General features: G+C 39.3%; 19 protein-coding genes and 1 pseudogene. 13 read left to right on the forward strand and 7 right to left on the reverse strand.

What is annotated here, in order from left to right; genetic code table 11:
- Window positions 1–4 precede the first annotated feature (4 nt).
- The 3 genes from J8L98_RS15625 to J8L98_RS15635 all read left to right on the forward strand — a co-directional run bounded on the left by J8L98_RS15625 (window position 5) and on the right by J8L98_RS15635 (window position 2,599).
- Window positions 5–766 carry an SDR family oxidoreductase gene (locus J8L98_RS15625; RefSeq protein ID WP_210997196.1) on the forward strand — a complete coding sequence of 254 codons (762 nt, stop codon included), beginning with the start codon at window positions 5–7 and terminating at the stop codon, window positions 764–766.
- Between the two features lie 270 nt (window positions 767–1,036).
- Window positions 1,037–1,498 (forward strand): N-acetyltransferase, encoded by a 462-nt coding sequence (locus J8L98_RS15630; protein WP_210997197.1) that lies wholly within the window; start codon window positions 1,037–1,039, stop codon window positions 1,496–1,498.
- A gap of 189 nt (window positions 1,499–1,687) precedes the next feature.
- Entirely contained in the window at window positions 1,688–2,599 is a 912-nt protein-coding gene (locus tag J8L98_RS15635) for a hypothetical protein (protein ID WP_210997198.1), read from the forward strand.
- Window positions 2,600–2,659: 60 nt separating this feature from the next.
- Here the strand turns inward: J8L98_RS15635 and J8L98_RS15640 are convergent, their stop codons facing one another.
- From J8L98_RS15640 to rimK, 5 genes are read right to left on the reverse strand one after another with little or no spacing between them, the layout of a single operon-like run.
- The gene (locus J8L98_RS15640) at window positions 2,660–3,583 is read right to left on the reverse strand and encodes a zinc transporter ZntB (RefSeq protein ID WP_210997199.1); all 924 of its coding nucleotides are present in this window, start codon (window positions 3,581–3,583) and stop codon (window positions 2,660–2,662) included.
- 25 nt (window positions 3,584–3,608) lie between these two features.
- The gene (locus J8L98_RS15645; protein WP_210997200.1) at window positions 3,609–4,472 is read right to left on the reverse strand and encodes a mechanosensitive ion channel domain-containing protein; all 864 of its coding nucleotides are present in this window, start codon (window positions 4,470–4,472) and stop codon (window positions 3,609–3,611) included.
- Between the two features lie 24 nt (window positions 4,473–4,496).
- Window positions 4,497–4,928 (reverse strand): RimK/LysX family protein, encoded by a 432-nt coding sequence (locus J8L98_RS15650; RefSeq protein ID WP_210997201.1) that lies wholly within the window; start codon window positions 4,926–4,928, stop codon window positions 4,497–4,499.
- Window positions 4,925–5,959 (reverse strand): succinylglutamate desuccinylase/aspartoacylase family protein, encoded by a 1,035-nt coding sequence (locus tag J8L98_RS15655; RefSeq protein ID WP_210997202.1) that lies wholly within the window; start codon window positions 5,957–5,959, stop codon window positions 4,925–4,927. The genes J8L98_RS15650 and J8L98_RS15655 overlap by 4 nt, the downstream gene beginning before the upstream one ends.
- Before the next feature lie 25 nt (window positions 5,960–5,984).
- Window positions 5,985–6,890 (reverse strand): 30S ribosomal protein S6--L-glutamate ligase, encoded by a 906-nt coding sequence (rimK, locus tag J8L98_RS15660; protein WP_210997203.1) that lies wholly within the window; start codon window positions 6,888–6,890, stop codon window positions 5,985–5,987.
- A 100-nt stretch (window positions 6,891–6,990) separates the two neighbouring features.
- On the opposite strand from rimK, the gene J8L98_RS15665 reads away from it, so the two are divergent.
- The 3 genes from J8L98_RS15665 (at window position 6,991) to J8L98_RS15675 (ending at window position 8,984) form a co-directional block, all read left to right on the forward strand.
- Window positions 6,991–7,833, forward strand: coding sequence for a LysR family transcriptional regulator (locus tag J8L98_RS15665; protein WP_210997204.1), 843 nt, complete (start codon window positions 6,991–6,993; stop codon window positions 7,831–7,833).
- 412 nt (window positions 7,834–8,245) lie between these two features.
- Window positions 8,246–8,464: a helix-turn-helix domain-containing protein gene (locus tag J8L98_RS15670; RefSeq protein ID WP_192507705.1), complete on the forward strand. Its 219-nt coding sequence runs from the start codon at window positions 8,246–8,248 to the stop codon at window positions 8,462–8,464.
- Window position 8,465: 1 nt separating this feature from the next.
- On the forward strand, window positions 8,466–8,984 hold the full coding sequence (locus tag J8L98_RS15675) for a Clp protease N-terminal domain-containing protein (protein ID WP_210997205.1): 519 nt from the start codon (window positions 8,466–8,468) through the stop codon (window positions 8,982–8,984).
- A gap of 368 nt (window positions 8,985–9,352) precedes the next feature.
- Here the strand turns inward: J8L98_RS15675 and J8L98_RS15680 are convergent, their stop codons facing one another.
- Entirely contained in the window at window positions 9,353–10,465 is a 1,113-nt protein-coding gene (locus J8L98_RS15680; protein ID WP_210997206.1) for a DUF3466 family protein, read from the reverse strand.
- A 622-nt stretch (window positions 10,466–11,087) separates the two neighbouring features.
- On the opposite strand from J8L98_RS15680, the gene J8L98_RS15685 reads away from it, so the two are divergent.
- The 4 genes from J8L98_RS15685 (at window position 11,088) to J8L98_RS15700 (ending at window position 13,432) form a co-directional block, all read left to right on the forward strand.
- Window positions 11,088–11,492, forward strand: coding sequence for a hypothetical protein (locus J8L98_RS15685; protein ID WP_210997207.1), 405 nt, complete (start codon window positions 11,088–11,090; stop codon window positions 11,490–11,492).
- A 112-nt stretch (window positions 11,493–11,604) separates the two neighbouring features.
- Window positions 11,605–12,198, forward strand: coding sequence for a Crp/Fnr family transcriptional regulator (locus tag J8L98_RS15690; protein ID WP_210997208.1), 594 nt, complete (start codon window positions 11,605–11,607; stop codon window positions 12,196–12,198).
- A 172-nt stretch (window positions 12,199–12,370) separates the two neighbouring features.
- Complete coding sequence (locus tag J8L98_RS15695) at window positions 12,371–12,802, forward strand: hydrogenase (RefSeq protein WP_210997209.1); 432 nt, start codon at window positions 12,371–12,373, stop codon at window positions 12,800–12,802.
- Window positions 12,803–12,949: 147 nt separating this feature from the next.
- On the forward strand, window positions 12,950–13,432 hold the full coding sequence (locus J8L98_RS15700) for a GNAT family N-acetyltransferase (RefSeq protein WP_210997210.1): 483 nt from the start codon (window positions 12,950–12,952) through the stop codon (window positions 13,430–13,432).
- Between the two features lie 67 nt (window positions 13,433–13,499).
- Here the strand turns inward: J8L98_RS15700 and J8L98_RS24890 are convergent.
- A pseudogene (locus J8L98_RS24890) lies at window positions 13,500–13,622 on the reverse strand (IS110 family transposase); the annotation flags it as partial.
- Between the two features lie 372 nt (window positions 13,623–13,994).
- Here J8L98_RS24890 and J8L98_RS15705 point away from each other — a divergent pair.
- Genes J8L98_RS15705 through J8L98_RS15715 form a run of 3 tightly spaced genes read left to right on the forward strand, consistent with a single transcriptional unit; the run spans window position 13,995 to window position 15,157 of the window.
- Window positions 13,995–14,318: a transposase gene (locus J8L98_RS15705; protein ID WP_210997211.1), complete on the forward strand. Its 324-nt coding sequence runs from the start codon at window positions 13,995–13,997 to the stop codon at window positions 14,316–14,318.
- Entirely contained in the window at window positions 14,314–14,961 is a 648-nt protein-coding gene (locus J8L98_RS15710) for an IS3 family transposase (RefSeq protein ID WP_348771909.1), read from the forward strand. The genes J8L98_RS15705 and J8L98_RS15710 overlap by 5 nt, the downstream gene beginning before the upstream one ends.
- A gap of 19 nt (window positions 14,962–14,980) precedes the next feature.
- Entirely contained in the window at window positions 14,981–15,157 is a 177-nt protein-coding gene (locus tag J8L98_RS15715; RefSeq protein ID WP_247682581.1) for an IS3 family transposase, read from the forward strand.
- Window positions 15,158–16,052 lie beyond the last annotated feature (895 nt).

Below are 16,052 nucleotides of genomic sequence, written 5' to 3' on the forward strand. Positions count from 1 at the left end.
CATTATGGATATTAGAGATAAAACGGTAGTGATCACAGGTGGTGCGCAAGGCTTAGGGTTTGCGATGGCCACACAAATGGCTGAGCTAGGCGCAAATTTGGCACTGATCGATATGCAAGAAGACGTTTTGGCGTCGGCATCTGCTGAGTTAAGCAAGTTAGGTACAACGGTTAGCACTTACGTGGCCAATGTCAGTGTTGAAGCGGATGTTGAAAACGTATTTAACAGTATCGCAAATGATTTTGGTCGTATTGACGTTTTGATTAATAATGCTGGCATTTTACGTGACGGTTTATTACTTAAAGCAAAAGAAGGCAAGATTATTGATAAAATGTCTTTATCGCAATTTCAATCAGTGATTGATGTGAACCTGACGGGTGTTTTCTTGTGTGGTCGAGAAGCGGCAGTGAAAATGGTTGAAGGCGGTGAGGGCGGTGTAATTGTCAATATGTCGAGTGTGGCACGTGCCGGTAATATGGGCCAAACTAACTATTCTGCCGCTAAAACTGGCGTAGTAGCATTGACTACAACGTGGGCAAAAGAACTGGGCCGTTTTGGTATACGTGTAGGTGCAATTGCTCCAGGCGTTATTCGTACGCAAATGACTGATGCGATGAAACCAGAAGCGAAAGAGCGACTGGTTAAAATGAAGCCTGTCGGTCGACTTGGTGAGGCGCAAGAAATTGCGCATACTGCGAAGTACATTATTGAAAATGACTTTTTCACAGGCCGTGTGATAGAAATTGATGGTGGTATTCGCTTATAAGCAGCGTACCATTTTTCCAGTGAGTTGTATGATAAAAAGCATAGTGCAAGCTATGCTTTTTTGTTTTCATCACTGCCATGTTTGTATCAAAGTCATATTTTGACAAAGGGGTTTGAGGAATACAGCTTTGGATCCCGTTAATATCACTTAAGTTAAAAATGAAGGACTGTATACTAACGATGGCGTTTTATCACTTTGTTTAAATTAAGAGTAGCGTCAGGTTGGAATACAGAGGTAAAGCAGCCCAGGTTAGAAGGTTCATGAAATTTAATGATAGAACAGCTTAATCATTCGCAACACTCAGTCGCGAGCCAAATATACGGTGTTTTTCAAGATTCTTATAAAATTGAAGCGGCGCTGATTGGCACGATACATTTCCCGCCACTGTCTCGTAGTGTACAAAACATAGAATCGGCAACGACGTTATTTTATGGTTATTTTGAAGCCAATGTGCTTGCCGCCGTGATTGAAATTTCGGTAACCGACACATTATTAAGCATTGAGAGTTTAACGGTTTCCCCCCAATTTTTCCGCAAAGGCATTGCTCATAAGTTACTGAATTTTATTATTAGTACATATCAGCGACCTGAAGCCATTGTAGAAACGGCTGCAGTGAATACGCCAGCCATTAATTTATATCGTAAACAGGGTTTTATAGTCTTTAAAACGTGGACTCCAGCGCATGGCATTGAAAAAGTGGCTATGTTAATGAAAAAAGGACAAAGCACATAAATTTTATTGTGATTTATAAATATTTTTACTTTTCTTATTGAGTTGTGTAGGAATTTCAGGCTATTTAGGTTTTTTTAAAACTATTTTAGTTGCTTCATATTTTATTCTCATTTAGTTTGTAAGTTAAATTATTGTAACAAATGTGATCGGCTTCACATTTGTGGGCTACTGAATTATGGACAGCTAATTATGCCAAATATTTCAATGAGAAACTTTATGACATTGGTTGAGGGAGCGCATGGAGGCTTTCGACAATCAGTCTCTTCACTGAACAACATCATCATACTGCTAGGGGGTAATGCGCAAAATAGCCCTGATATACGCAATATCAATAACCGCACCGCAATGAATATTGAAGCGCAAATTCACATTTTACCTGTGGATAAATTACAAAGATATCGGCTAGCTTTGATGTACATAGGGACGTTATTAAATATCGATAGTTATGCACGACCGACAAACTACACAATGCGATTTTCTGGTTTTGAATTACAATGGTGGCAATTTCGTCACCAGACTCACGGCATGACTCGTATTGATAACGCCCGATATATGTTTAAACATCAATTTAGTTTTGAAAGTACCAATGGGGATGATAACACATTCAGTCATTGTCTAACGCGTGAACACATATGGTATCCAACAGCAAGAGCGTATGATCCGCCCTTTAATCAATTATTAAGTCGTGTTCAGCAAAGCTTTGTACAGCCACCTAATGGCTCTCAGGGCACAGTGATCCGGGATGATCATTCAACCTTTAACCCCGATTACATAGTGCGACGACCACTGATGATGGGCAGAACGATAGAGGTTAGGCAGAGATACCAATATTTGCAGCCCGGACGTCAATGGACAGATATACCCGGCGCGTCATATTTGATAAAAAAAGGAGTGCGTTGGGGAGCCGGTGGCGATCCTTGCTATTTTTTCTCAAAAGAAAATTACGCGCCAGAAAATACCCAGCCATTTCACTTTGAAGTTGAAATAGCCATTGGTAATGAACCTGCAGCGACGTTCAATCGAATGCCATCGCGCGGCTCTTGCACACATAATTCAATGAGTAGGCAAAGAGAGATCAGAGTGATAGCAGATGGGAGTTAGTGCTGTATTCCATTAAATTCTACCTATTCTTAAAGTAATTTAGCGATGACTTTAGTTCGGTTAAAACCACTTTTTGTATCGCATGAGTAAAAATATGACTACTGCGATACATGACATTGTGATCATTAATATTTTAAAGGCATGTAAATTATCAATGCCTGGTAGACCACCGACATTCATGCCAAACACACCAGTTAAAAATGACAAAGGTAGAAATATTGCTGTCACGAGTGATAACACATACATACGTTCACTCTGACGTTCGGCTGTTGTGTGCCTATATTCGTCTTGAATTAGCACTGTTCTTTCGCGTATTATTTCCAACGAATCTAGGTATCTTAGTATGTTATTTGCTTGCTCTTTTATTTTAAAACGATGGGTCTTATTGATAAATTCACTAGATCGACTAAATACTTCCAAAGCGTCTCTTTGCGGAGCAATAAAGCGCTTCATTTGTGCCGCTTTTTTACGAATATCAATGGCATTTTGGCGATGAACATCATCCATCGATAAACAGGCTTGCTCTTCAATTAAATCTAACCCAATGTCTAGTGTTTCTATTTGATCGCTTATTTTATCAGAGATCTTTTCTAACAACATATGGAACCAATCGGCAGGGTGTTTAAACACGACGCCATAATTGACAGCATCATTGATCTCACTGATTGATCGTAAGCTACGCGCTTGCTTGTCAATTGAAATAACCATATCTTTGGTCATCCAAATTCGTAAGGAAACCATATCATCAGGTTGCGCTTGCTGATTAAAATTGATGGCACGGAGGCAAATAAAAACACCGCCTTCAATATTTAAGCATTTTGGACGCGTTTCTTGCGCAACTAGACTATCTTGAATTGCATTGGGAATACTTAATGTCTGCAAAACTTCAGTCGGGGTATCGTTATCTATGAGTAAATGGACCCATTTAAAATGAGAACCTTGTACACCAAGTAAATGCTCAAATTGAGTCGTATTGTCTTTCATCTTCTAACTCCATAATACATTACCATTATTGACGTTTCAGCTTTATAACGCCATCAATATGTACATCGCGCTGAGGAAATGCGATAACAATACCATGCTCATTAAAAGCTTTATCTAATTCAAAGCGTATGTTGCTGGCAACAAGGCGTAGCCCACCTTCTACTTGTGAGTTCACCCAAAAATAGACCTCAAACACGAGAGCATTATCTGCAAAATCTTGAAAGAATACCGTTGGTTCTTTCCCTGTGGTTAATAATATATCAGGCTGAGCTCGGGCGGCATCTAAGATAATATTTTTTACTTTTTGACAGTTACTGCCGTAGGCAACACCGACAGACACTGTACCGCGAACGAGTTTGTCTTTGAGAGTCCAATTAGTTACTGTATTTTCTAGTAATTTACTATTTGGAATAAGCATGTGAACACCATCGACTCGCCTTACACGCGTGGAGCGGGTGTTAATTTCCTCAACGATGCCTTTCACACCCTCTACTTCGAGAAAATCACCTATGCGTATTGGTTTTTCACCCATTAAGATCCAACCACTAATAAAATTATTAATGATATTTTGCGCACCGAAGCCAAAGCCGATAGCAATTGCCCCAGATAAGAACGCAAAAGCGGTAACCGGAATATTAAGCATCGATAAAGTGGTGATAAATATAACGGCAAACACCACTATATATAAAACTCGCTGTATTAAGTGCACAATGTTTGGGTCTTTATTCGTGTGCTTTAGCTTGTTTCCAAGTTTAGAAATCGCTATATGGGCCACCCAACAACTGATGATTAGCCACAGTGGTATTGTGAGTACTTCAATTAATGTTATAGCCCGTTCATTAAATGTAAATAAAGGGTAGCTTAACCAGTGACTGATTGTTTCTAGCATATTAATGACCTTTTTTTGAAAGCATTATTTATTCGACATTAAAAAGGCATTAGCCGCATCTATGTAAAAATGATTGGCCAATGCCTGACGACCTAATAGCATTAGGTAGGTCATATCAGAACGATCCGTTAGTGTTATTTCAATATTCCATGAATGTGATCCAAGAATTGCTAACGTTTGAATGACATAACGCTGCTCTCGGCCTCCGTTAGAAGATTTAACTTGTCGAATATCATGAAGTATAGCTTGGCATCCCACCTTCTTCTGTACGTTGTGGATCTCAGGGTGTATATCAAATGACACGGCAGGCTTATTATCAATATATGTTTTTTGGATATTATCTACATGTAATGATGATGTTTGTGCGCCCGTGTCAACTCGAACAAGAAGCTGTTCAATGCCTAGTTCAGGTAAGTTAATACTCTCAACGTGACCAATAATGGGTCTAGTACTCATAAAATTTCCTCATTTATCGAAAGGTTGTTTATCAATTGTTCTTCTATTGTTTCGATATGATCTGCAATATGTTCGTCGTCCTCTGAAAAATACGCAATGTGGTACATTGCTTCACCTTCTTGTACCAATGGAATATTTTGTTTTCCAATTATAACACCGCTTTTAGTGGCGATGACTTCACCTAACGTTTCCCCGAAAGGCCCTCCGATGGTGGCTAGAATTTGCGCTTTTTTCACCTGATCGCCAAGTTGATAATGGTGTGTGACAATGCCACTGCTTGAAGCACGTACCCAGTTACTATTATTGGCAATAAATGGTGTTTGTTTCACTCTCATTTTCTGTTTTTTAGAGATCATACCCAGGTAGCGTAAGACGTTTAGGATACCTTTGATCCCTGCTCTTATAGAGAACTCATCAAAGCGTAATGCTTCTCCACCTTCATAGAGTAAAACCTTAGTTCCAGTGGCCACTGCTGCATCTCGAAGCGAGCCTTCTATGATGTCTGAGTTTAATACAACGGGCACCCCGAATGCCTTAGCCAGCTCCAAAGTATGGGGGTCTGACAGCTGCGCTCTTATTTGTGGTAGGTTGGATCTGTTTATTGCACCAGTATGTAAATCAATACCGTAGTCGCACTGGGCAACAATCTCTTTTAGAAAGATGTTAGCCACACGTCCTGCAAGCGATCCTTTTGAAGATCCTGGAAAAGCGCGATTCAAATCTCGTCTATCTGGCATGTATCGACTTTGGTTTACAACGCCATACACATTAACCATTGGAACAGCAATGATGGTACCTGTTGAGACTTTAAACCCTTTAATATTGATGAGGCGCCTTATGATCTCTATACCGTTTAGTTCATCTCCGTGTACCGCTGCACTAATAAATATAGTGGGCCCTGTTTTTTTTCCTCTAATTATATATACGGGTAAGTTTACATCTGCACCGGTATAAAGCTTTGCTACAGGCAGATTCACTTTACGCGTTTCTCCTGGTCGGATAATGTGTTCACCAATTTTTAGTTCGTTCATGTTCATCTCATGTATTTTGGCTTAGTTAGCCTTTGCCTTTGGTTTTATTGGTATTGAATTTTGCATTTTTTTCGATAAATTCAATCAATTTACTGGCAACGTCGTAACCTGTAGCAAGCTCAATACCTTCCAGTCCTGGGGAGGAATTAACTTCCATCACCATGGGGCCACTATTTGAGCGAAGTAAATCGACTCCACAGAAATTCAATCCCATCACTTTTGCCGCGTTAACTGCAGTTTCCCGTTCTTCTTTGGTTAGCTTTACCAGTTGTGCGCTACCACCTCGATGCAAGTTTGACCTAAATTCGCCTTCAGCACCTTGGCGTTTCATAGCTGCAACTACTCGGCCTCCGATAACGAGGCATCGAATATCAGCACCGCCTGCTTCTTTGATAAATTCTTGGACTAGAATGTTTGCTTTTAGTCCCATAAATGCCTCAATGATACTTTCTGCTGCTTTTGCGGTATCAGCTAATACCACACCAATACCTTGGGTTCCCTCAAGCAACTTAATCACTAAAGGTGCGCCCCCTACATTTTTGATGAGATCTTTTATATCGTCAGGTTTACTTGCGAAACCGGTACGAGGCAGGCCAATACCTTTACGAGAAAGAAGTTGTAAAGACCGTAATTTATCTCGAGAGCGGCTTATTGCAACAGACTCATTGACGTTAAATGTTCCCATCATTTCAAACTGCCGAGCGACGGCAGTACCATAGAAAGTAATCGATGCGCCAATCCGTGGAATAGTTGCATCATATTGTGGTAGCTCTTCGCCGTGATAGCGCACTGCAGGTCGACTGCTGGTGATATCCATATAGCAATGTAATGTATCAATAACATCGACTTCATGACCTCGCGATAAAGCAGCTTCTTTTAAACGGCGAGTTGAGTACAAGTTTTCATTTCTAGATAAAATAGCAATTTTCATTTTTAACTCCTTCGTAGTGTGGAGCGAAAATTAGTTGAAAAAGATCAAAAAGAGAATCAAAATAAAAAGCATAGTTTGATAAAATAATTTTATTAAAAATATGAAAATAGAACTATTAACGACATTTTTAGAAGTGAGCCAAACGCTGCATGTTAGGGTTGCGTCTGAGAACCTGTTTCTTACCCAAGCAGCTGTAAGCAGTCGTATAAAGCAGTTGGAAGAAAGCTTAGGGGTACTCTTATTTGACCGGACGCAAAAGCGGCTTAAGTTAACGGCTGAAGGGCATAAGTTAGTAAAGCATGCTAATGAAATGGTCATTATGTGGCAAAAAATCAAACAAGAAGTGGGTGTGGCTGAAGCCGCATCTCAACAACTTTTTGTTGGCTCAATGATGTCAATTTGGGATATTGTGCTTCAAGATTGGTTACAAAAAATTCATCGTAACTTAGATGATGTACACTTATATACTCATACATATTCTCCACTAGAGTTACGGCGACAAATCACAAGCCGGCTTATAGATATTGCCTTCTTGTTTGAGCCTCCTTACATTGAAGATATTGTGACTGAAAAAGTCGCGACGGTGCCATTACAGCTGGTCTCGACAGAGCGAGATGCAGATATAATAAAAATAGAAAACATGGTGATGGTCGATTATGGGGAAGCTGTAAACAGTCAATTCACACGGGAGTATGGCGATACTGCGGTTATACGTCACAATATGAGTCAACCCCGTATTGCACTCAATTTTATTCTTGATGCAGGAGGGTGTGCATATCTGCCAAGACAAATGTGCTTTGAACAAATTAGAAAAGGGCGGTTATTCCATGTAACAGGCGCGTTGGATTATAGCCGAGATATATACGCGATCTATTTAGCTAAAAGCCATAAATCGGCGCTTATCAACGATGCATTGATGTTATTTACGTATCTAAGAAGTTAGAAAAGAAAAATTTGAAATAATCTTACAGTTTAATAAATAAAATTTATCAAACTGTAAATTCATTGTGCTTAAGGCGGTTATTAGCTTAAAAATAATGGTTATCTTCGAGTGGAAAACGTAAATGATGGAGAGTATATGCGCTATACATGTAGCTTGTTTCGAGAGCGGGTGTTTTGAGGAGACATTCAAATAGCGGGCATGTTAGAAAATACAAAACAGTTAATTCACATGAGTTATGTGTATGCTGTGAAGTAACAACCTTTATTAAACCCTAACTCAAGTTTGATTTCTCATCGCAGTTACATGAAGACTGTTATAAATTGTTTCGCTGAGTATGGTGATGATAAAAGTTACCTCATTCATTGTGTCAATTAGATTTGACAAAATAATACTTGTCAATTAAATTTGACACATGACAGATATAAAATCTCTTCCTAACCCAAACAACCCTGAAGAGGCACTGGCTGCCGTAACGTCTTTGCGGTTACTTGCCGATCAGCTCGAACGACGAGCTGTAGAAGAGGCGGTAGCGCAGGGCTGGACATGGGCGCAGATAGCACAAGCACTGGATATAACGCGGCAAGCGGCACACAAACGCCATGCCGCATTTATCAATAAAAAGGAGACGTAGCATGATCAGTTCTTTTTTTAGAAATATAAAAATGAAAATTCAAGATATGAAAACGATCAGTCAATTATGTCTAGGCGCTGAGCAATATGCGCAACAATATGGAGAAAACAAACCGGGGGCAGAACACTTTTTGTTGGCGAGCTTAGATTTACAAGATGGCTCGGCGCAAAAAGTATTGGCAAAACTAGGCGTTAATCATATTGATGTAAAAGAAGCATTGAAAGCGCAACATAATAGTGTGTTAGCGAGTATGGGGGTTGAGAGCGAAGTGATAAACCTTGCAAGTGATACGCCCAAAGAGACTAACCCTAGCATTGCACTATATGATACTAAGCCTTCAGGCCAAATGGTTATGAAAAAGCTCTACGAGAATAACAAAATGAGGAAAACACCGCTTAAGAGTATCCATGTGATTGAAGTGGTATTATCTATGCAGTATGGAACGGCAATCAGGGTTTTACAAAACGTCGGGGTAGATTTAGAGGCGTTAAAAAAGGTAACACAGGCTGAGTGTTACTAATTAACCTCAGCTCTGGATGAGCGAATTTGCCCAATAAAGCTATTTTTCTCACTCTCGGCGTTGCGTTCATTTGTAATAGCCCGCTATTACTGCATAAAAGCGCCTTGATATTGAATAAAATATCATCATTGGATTGTACGTAAGTTTGTTTACAAAATATTTCCTATTCCAAAACCCTTATCCCAACCTGAGGTTAATTATTAATCATCTGGCTAAGCAAAGAGTTTAGATCATACCTTATTTAGCAGTTGCAAAATTATACAGGATTGACGGTGTATCTTTTATAACACCTCCATACTTTTATAATATGAAGGTGTATAGCAAATTCGTCAGTTAGCCCATATTTATGGCCTAACTAAATGAAGTGATCATCGTTGCTTAAGTACAAAGCCACGCGTGTGATTATTTACATCACGGTATAAGCCCACAATATCACCATGATCATTGATTGCCGTGGCTTCAAGTAATGTTCCTGGTACATCTGTGACTGTATTTAAATCGATGAGCTCGCCTTTATAATACACGATGGCCAATGAACCTCGGTCAGGGTTTGATGACATACCAACGGCTGTTCCTCGTTTGTTTATATCTTTAAATGCAGAGAGTTCTCGTTCACTGTCGCCGATACCACCGACCACATGAGCTGCAAGACCACCGGTGATCGACGGATACCAAATTGTCGCTTGAGAAGGTCTAAATGCTTTTGGGGCTTGAGCGCCTGCGATCATACCATAATCGTTGATCTCATTGGCTTCAGTCCAAATAGAATCTGATTTTAATAATAACGACACACCTTTACTTGTTTGAATAAAGGCGCGATTTGGTTTGTAAGAATAGCGTTCATATTCCATACCAACCACATCACCTAAATTATTGGTGGCAGAGGCTCTGCGAAAAAACGCTTTATGCTCGTGTTTTATTTGCGCGTCACTGTGTGTATTTTGCCACTCAACCATGACATCTTTATCATCATTGTTTTCAATCCAACCTACAATATAGCCATGATCATTAATATCAAACGCTTGACTTGAAGGTGACTGTTTGGTTGAGCTAAATGGCAAAGGGACAACTTGGCCTTGCTCAACAAAAAAAGCGTGATAGCTTGAGTGACGCATCCCATTAATATTACCGATAAAATGCTCATTGCCAACGATGTCACCGTGCTTATTAATGGCAACAGCCGTACTTTCGATGGAATCTGGGTGAGATGATCCTAAATCAGTCATCATGCCAGCTTGATAAACAAATGCAAAACGACATGTCACCGGATCGCCTGATATTTTGACACACGCTTTTTGTTTGCTTCGCGTTGACCAACCTACAATCTGCCCTGCGTTATTGATGTCAAATGCAGCGGTTTGTGGCCCACCTAACGACCCAATATCTGTAAAGGTATAAGACAAATCACTCGCTTGACTTAAACATGCGGTTAAAACAGAAATAGATAATACAGAACGAACCATTGTTTTAATGTAATTCACAACATAACTCCTTTAAGCATACATTAATTAAATTTCTGGTGCCTAGCTGCACCAGCGCTGACTACTTTATAGAAAGGATTAGGTAAATCAATTAATTCAATACATTTGTATTAATACCAATGTATTAATACAAATACAGGGTGTAATCATATAGCTCCGATATTTCGTCTACGATTTATGAGTATATTTATTAATACATTTAGCTGTGGTGTACCCTAAAAGGTTCACTGTTTTTCACTCGAATTTAAGTGAGTTAATACCTAGAGTGAAGCACGTCATGTCGCCTGCCATCATGCTGATATGACATCTAGTTTCCTGCCTTTCGTCAATCAGCTTCGCTGTTCCAAATTGCTCCAGATAATTGGTCATCGGGACTCATTTTGAATCAACGACTACTGCTCTATTGATTGTGGGATATATTAAGAAGGAGTGGACATCTTTAACCCAAATAAAGCCACTGGAACCCGCCGTTAAGAGCGATAAAGCATCCCTTGATAAAATAATGACGATCAAAGTAGAAAGTCAGTAAACAATTGAATCAAAATAGGAACTCGGCTAAGGTTGAGGCATCAATAAAAAATAAATTAAAACGAGTAACTCTACAGGCTCGTTAGGTAGTCAGATGAATAAGTGTATATTTCTAGTTTTGTTATTTGTTTCATTGAGCGGAAATACCGCAGATATAAAGCCTTTTCCTCGCGCAAAAATCTCAGTTGAACAATGGCAAAATTACTTCAATTTAATCAGTACGGAGTTCGGTGAAACTAAAAGAATTTATAAAGAACAGAATTTGGTCGTTTTTTCTGATGATGCTCAACGTGCAAATATCGCTTTTACTACGATAAACCATCATGCTCATCCAGCTTGGGTGACAAGGTATGTGACACAGGATAATGAATCTGTATATGTAGCACAGATAGGTTACTTCGCTGGAAAAGAACCTCCATTTGCCAAATTATTTAAAGACTATGCAAAGTTAAATGAAAAAGTTAAAGAGCATATGGGGCTGGAAGCTTGGGATAAGTAGGTTATCTAACAAATGCTTTAAAAGGAATATGCTCCTTCGTCGCTTATTTTAGCCAATTATTGTTAGCTCATTATTTGCGGCGTTATATTAAAAAACCAACAACTGTAATTCTATGAAATATTTTAGAAAAATGATTGAGTATTATATTCCTGTCAATGATGATGAGTGGGCTTATGCCTGCGGAATATTTGACATAAAACATGTCAAAAAAGGAACGACTGTACATCACGCAGGCGACGTGTTTAGTGAGATATGGTTTATTAAAAGTGGTTTAGCCAGGTCGTATTTAAGTGACATGAATGGCAAAGAGCACACTTGGCAACTCTATTTTCGTGGAAAAAGTAAGCATGGTTTAAACAACTTTATGGACGATAGTGTGAGCTTTTCTGAAAAAACAGGGTCAATGCTTAACTTTGAAACTCTTGAAGATTCAGTTTTTTATGTAACGTCTCTGGAAGCGCTTAATAAGTTTATATCACAAGAAAAAAAATGGGAGCGTTTAGCGAGAATATGGATACATGACACCTATTATTCTGCAACATACAAACGAGTGCTTTCTCTCATGTCAGAGACTGCTACCCAAAGATATGATCGTTTACTTAACGAATACCCTTATATATTTAGTCAAGTTAAGTCATATCATATTGCCTCTTATCTCGGTGTGGCTCCTCAGACATTGAGTAAATTAAAAAATGAATCTAGGTGAATGAATTTTAGTATTTCGTTGTTTACCATATGTTTTTTCAATGGGGATTAACAATGAATACCTTACAAAACTTTAAAAGCCAACATGAACAAAATTCCGCGCTTTACATTGGCAACGTCTGTAAAGCACCTCGTGTCACAGCACCTAGCGTTATGCATCCAGAAGGAACATTATGATTGAACTTACACAAATAGGTGCACAGCTCATCTTTATTGGTGTCGTCTTTTTCCTTGTTGGTTTAATACAAGGTGCGTTGATACCAGCGGTAAAAAATTCTCGTATGGCGCTTTCTGGTCATATGACTGCGGTTCAGTGTGGGATGGCGCTGGCAATCTTTGGTATTATTTGGTCGCTGGTTGTGCTGCCTTTATTTTTAGAAGCCTTTGTGGCGTATGGATCAGCATTGGGATTCATACTTATTTGGCTGGGAATAACGGTTGCATCTGTAACAGGGGCAAGTAAAGCCCTTCCAATTGCTGGTGCGGGGTTTTCAGCAACCGTGACGAGCGAATTGACGGTTAAGATTATGGTACGTAGTGGGTCACTATTATCACTCATCGCGTGTACTTTGTTGGCTTTTGGATTACTGTCAATACTTGGGTAGTCGTAATAAATACACAATAAAACCATAGCAAAGCCATCAAGCTGACCTCCTTCCGACTCGCTTTTTGTGCTTGGCGGAAGTGCCAGTTTGGCCGAAAAGGGCTCTGGTTGTCGGATGATGGCGGTGTTATATCTCAGAGGAAGAAGTATGTCTATTAATTCAATAACTGAAAACGCTTGGGTTGATATTTTAAAAATTCAAGCAGAGGCTTATGTAGAAATTGAGCCCGAAGATGTCAATATTCTCAAAAGTAAGTGGCTTTTATCACCCACAACTTGTGCAGTGTATAAAGAAGGCGACACCATTTCTGCCTACTTATTAGCACACCCGTGGCCCAGTGAAATACCTCCTAAATTACATGAAGAATGCGCTATAACAGCTAGTTTAAATTTGTACTTACATGACCTAGCTTTAGCAAGAGAATCAAGAGGCAAAGGGGTAGCAAAGAAGTTGGTGACAAACCTCGTTGATATAGCCAAAACACAAGGGTTCAATAAAATACTCTTGGTCGCGGTGCAAAATTCAGGTGGTTTCTGGAGTAAATTCGGGTTTATAAATATCCCTAATGCAGTCATTTGTCCAAGCTATGGTCATAATGCAAAGCTGATGGTCTTAGAGTTAAAGCCGTAATCAGAGACTATGGGGTCAATAGCTATTTTAAGCTTTTGGTTTCTTGGCTGAGATTAACTGCTCATATTGTGTATTTAAAAATGGCGTTAGATTGTATTGTTAACATCATCGCCATGTATAAAACAGTTCGTACTTGATGTCGTCCGACTAAGATTTCCCCCCTGAATGGCATTGAATGCAATGAAACAGGTATAAAATGTGATTCAGGGGCAAGCAACGCCTCCACTTATTCCCATTTCTATCGGTTTCTTATATGTAAATCAACGACTACGACCCCATTGATTCCGACCCATTGATTCGTAGTTTGAAAACGGCTTTTTGCAAGGTGCTGACGAAACTTGTTTTATGGGCAGGCTATTCCACACTAAGACTCGGCCGTACAACAAGTATTTGTATTTTAGTCATTCTTATATTATTTTGATGGTATTAAACGGGACGATGGCCTGATTTTAGCGATAGAAAACAAGGCCATCGTCCTTCTAAAAAGCTGTTATGTGTCAGTGTTACCCATAATTAGTGGACACCTTCTATAGTTAGATTATGTCTAACATTGAGGTGACACATGACTAAGAAACAAACCCAAGCATATACTGAAGAATTTCGTAAAGAAGCTGTGCGTCGAGCCGAACAAAAAGGCAATACCGCAGCCTCTGTTGGGCGAGAGTTAGGTATTAGTGCACAACAAATCTATAACTGGCGTCGTCAGTTTAATCGTCTCTCAGATAAACAATTCAACTCGCTTAATGGTGTCGATTATTCCAAGAAGGAAACCGATGAAGTCCGTAAGCTCAAGCGAAAACTACATGATTTAGAACAAGAAAACGCGTTCCTAAAAAGGCTACTGCGTACTTTGCGAAGCACCAAGAGTAAAGTACGCGCTGATTAATGAGTTCAAACAACGATTCACTGTAGTGTTAATGTGTCGGGCCTTAAAAGTGTCACGTTCAGGTTTTTATCGCTGGTTAAGTAGCCCTGATAGTCGATGGAAGTTAAAGCGTAAGTTGATAACGGCGAATGTACTTGATGTCTATGCCAACTTTAAAGCACGTTATGGTGCGCCTCGTATCGCTAAAGAGTTAGCCGCTTTAGGCATTAGTTGCTCAAAAAACTATGTGGCTAACATCATGCATAGTGAAGGTTTGAGAGCGCGTAACGGCAAAGCGTTTAAGTACAGCCGCCATAGCCCTGCGATGATTAACGTCGCGAAAAATGTGTTAAAGCGACAGTTCGCTGTTGATAAGCCTAATCAAAAATGGGTAACCGATATCACGTATATTTGGGTGAAAGACCAATGGCTCTATTTAGCGACAGTCATGGATTTATTCTCTCGTAGTATTATTGGTTGGTCGCTAGATGTGACGATGACTGAACAACTTAATACTGATGCCTTACAGATGGCTTTTGTCCGCCGAAATATAGCGCCTGGTTTAATTATTCATTCCGATAGAGGTGTGCAATATCGTGCGGTAAAATACCAAGACTTAATTCGCAGTAAAGGTGGTGTGGTGAGTATGAGTTCGCCAAGGTAACTGTTGGGATAACGCGGTGATGGAATCATTCTATAGTCGCTTGAAAGTAGAGCTAATTTACGCTGAACAATACCGCTCGATTGATGAAGCCAGATCGGGTATATTTGAATACATTGAGGTTTTTTATAACCGTTTACGTAGGCATTCAGCATTGGGCTATGTCAGTCCTGCTGAATATGAGCGCATTTGCGCATAACCAGTGTCTACTTTTTATGGGTAACACCAAAGCACTATGATTGGTTTCACTATATTTATTATTGCCGCAATTTTTATTCTTTTTATTTTACCTGTTAAGGCGTGGAGGAAAGGACGGAAGTTGCAATCTATTATATATTCATTTATTAGTCTTATTACCCTTATGACTATCTATGTTGGTATATTTGAAAGTGACGAACAAGAAGGCCATTTATATGGGTACGCTATTATAATGATGCCGTTTCTTGCAATCACCTTTCAGTTTTTTATAGGTTTTTTGTTTAAAATTTATAGATTGATTTATGCTGCAATAGCAATAAATAAACGGAATTCCTCGTGCTTATAACAAGGCGCTAAAGAACGGACAAAAAACAGTTGGCTTTTGCTCGTTCCTCGCTAATTTTAGCCAACAATTTTTTGCCGCTTAGCGTGGCGTTATGTAGCTACAAAGGTTTAGCACTTGATTATCGAATTGATCATAATATCTATTTTTGCTGGGTTCGTTACTCACAAACGTAGCAAGTTTACTCGTATATTCGGTTCTGGGGTAATCACATATATTGCATTGTTGGTGTATTATATTTTCGGTTTTTATTATAACAATAGCTACGAACCTGAAATGTTGTTGGGTTGGTTAATGATTTCAACTGTAGGTAATATTTTAGTTATTCCAATATCATTTTTGTTAGGTAAAGTGTTATTAACCTATAAGCAAAAAACTACATAACAAGCTATTCAAGCGGGACTTTTTACAGTTTGCTCGGTTTCGCTTCGCTACACATTTTAGCAAACTATAAAAAGCCCCTTAATAGGGCGTTGAGGCTGTAGAATTACTCTTATTGGGTACGGTTTTTCGCTTTTGGATTTGGTTGTTTTTTAATCTTGAATCGTATGGG

The sequence above is a fragment of the Pseudoalteromonas sp. MMG013 genome, assembly GCF_018100885.1.
Classification (GTDB): Bacteria; Pseudomonadota; Gammaproteobacteria; order Enterobacterales; family Alteromonadaceae; genus Pseudoalteromonas; species Pseudoalteromonas aurantia.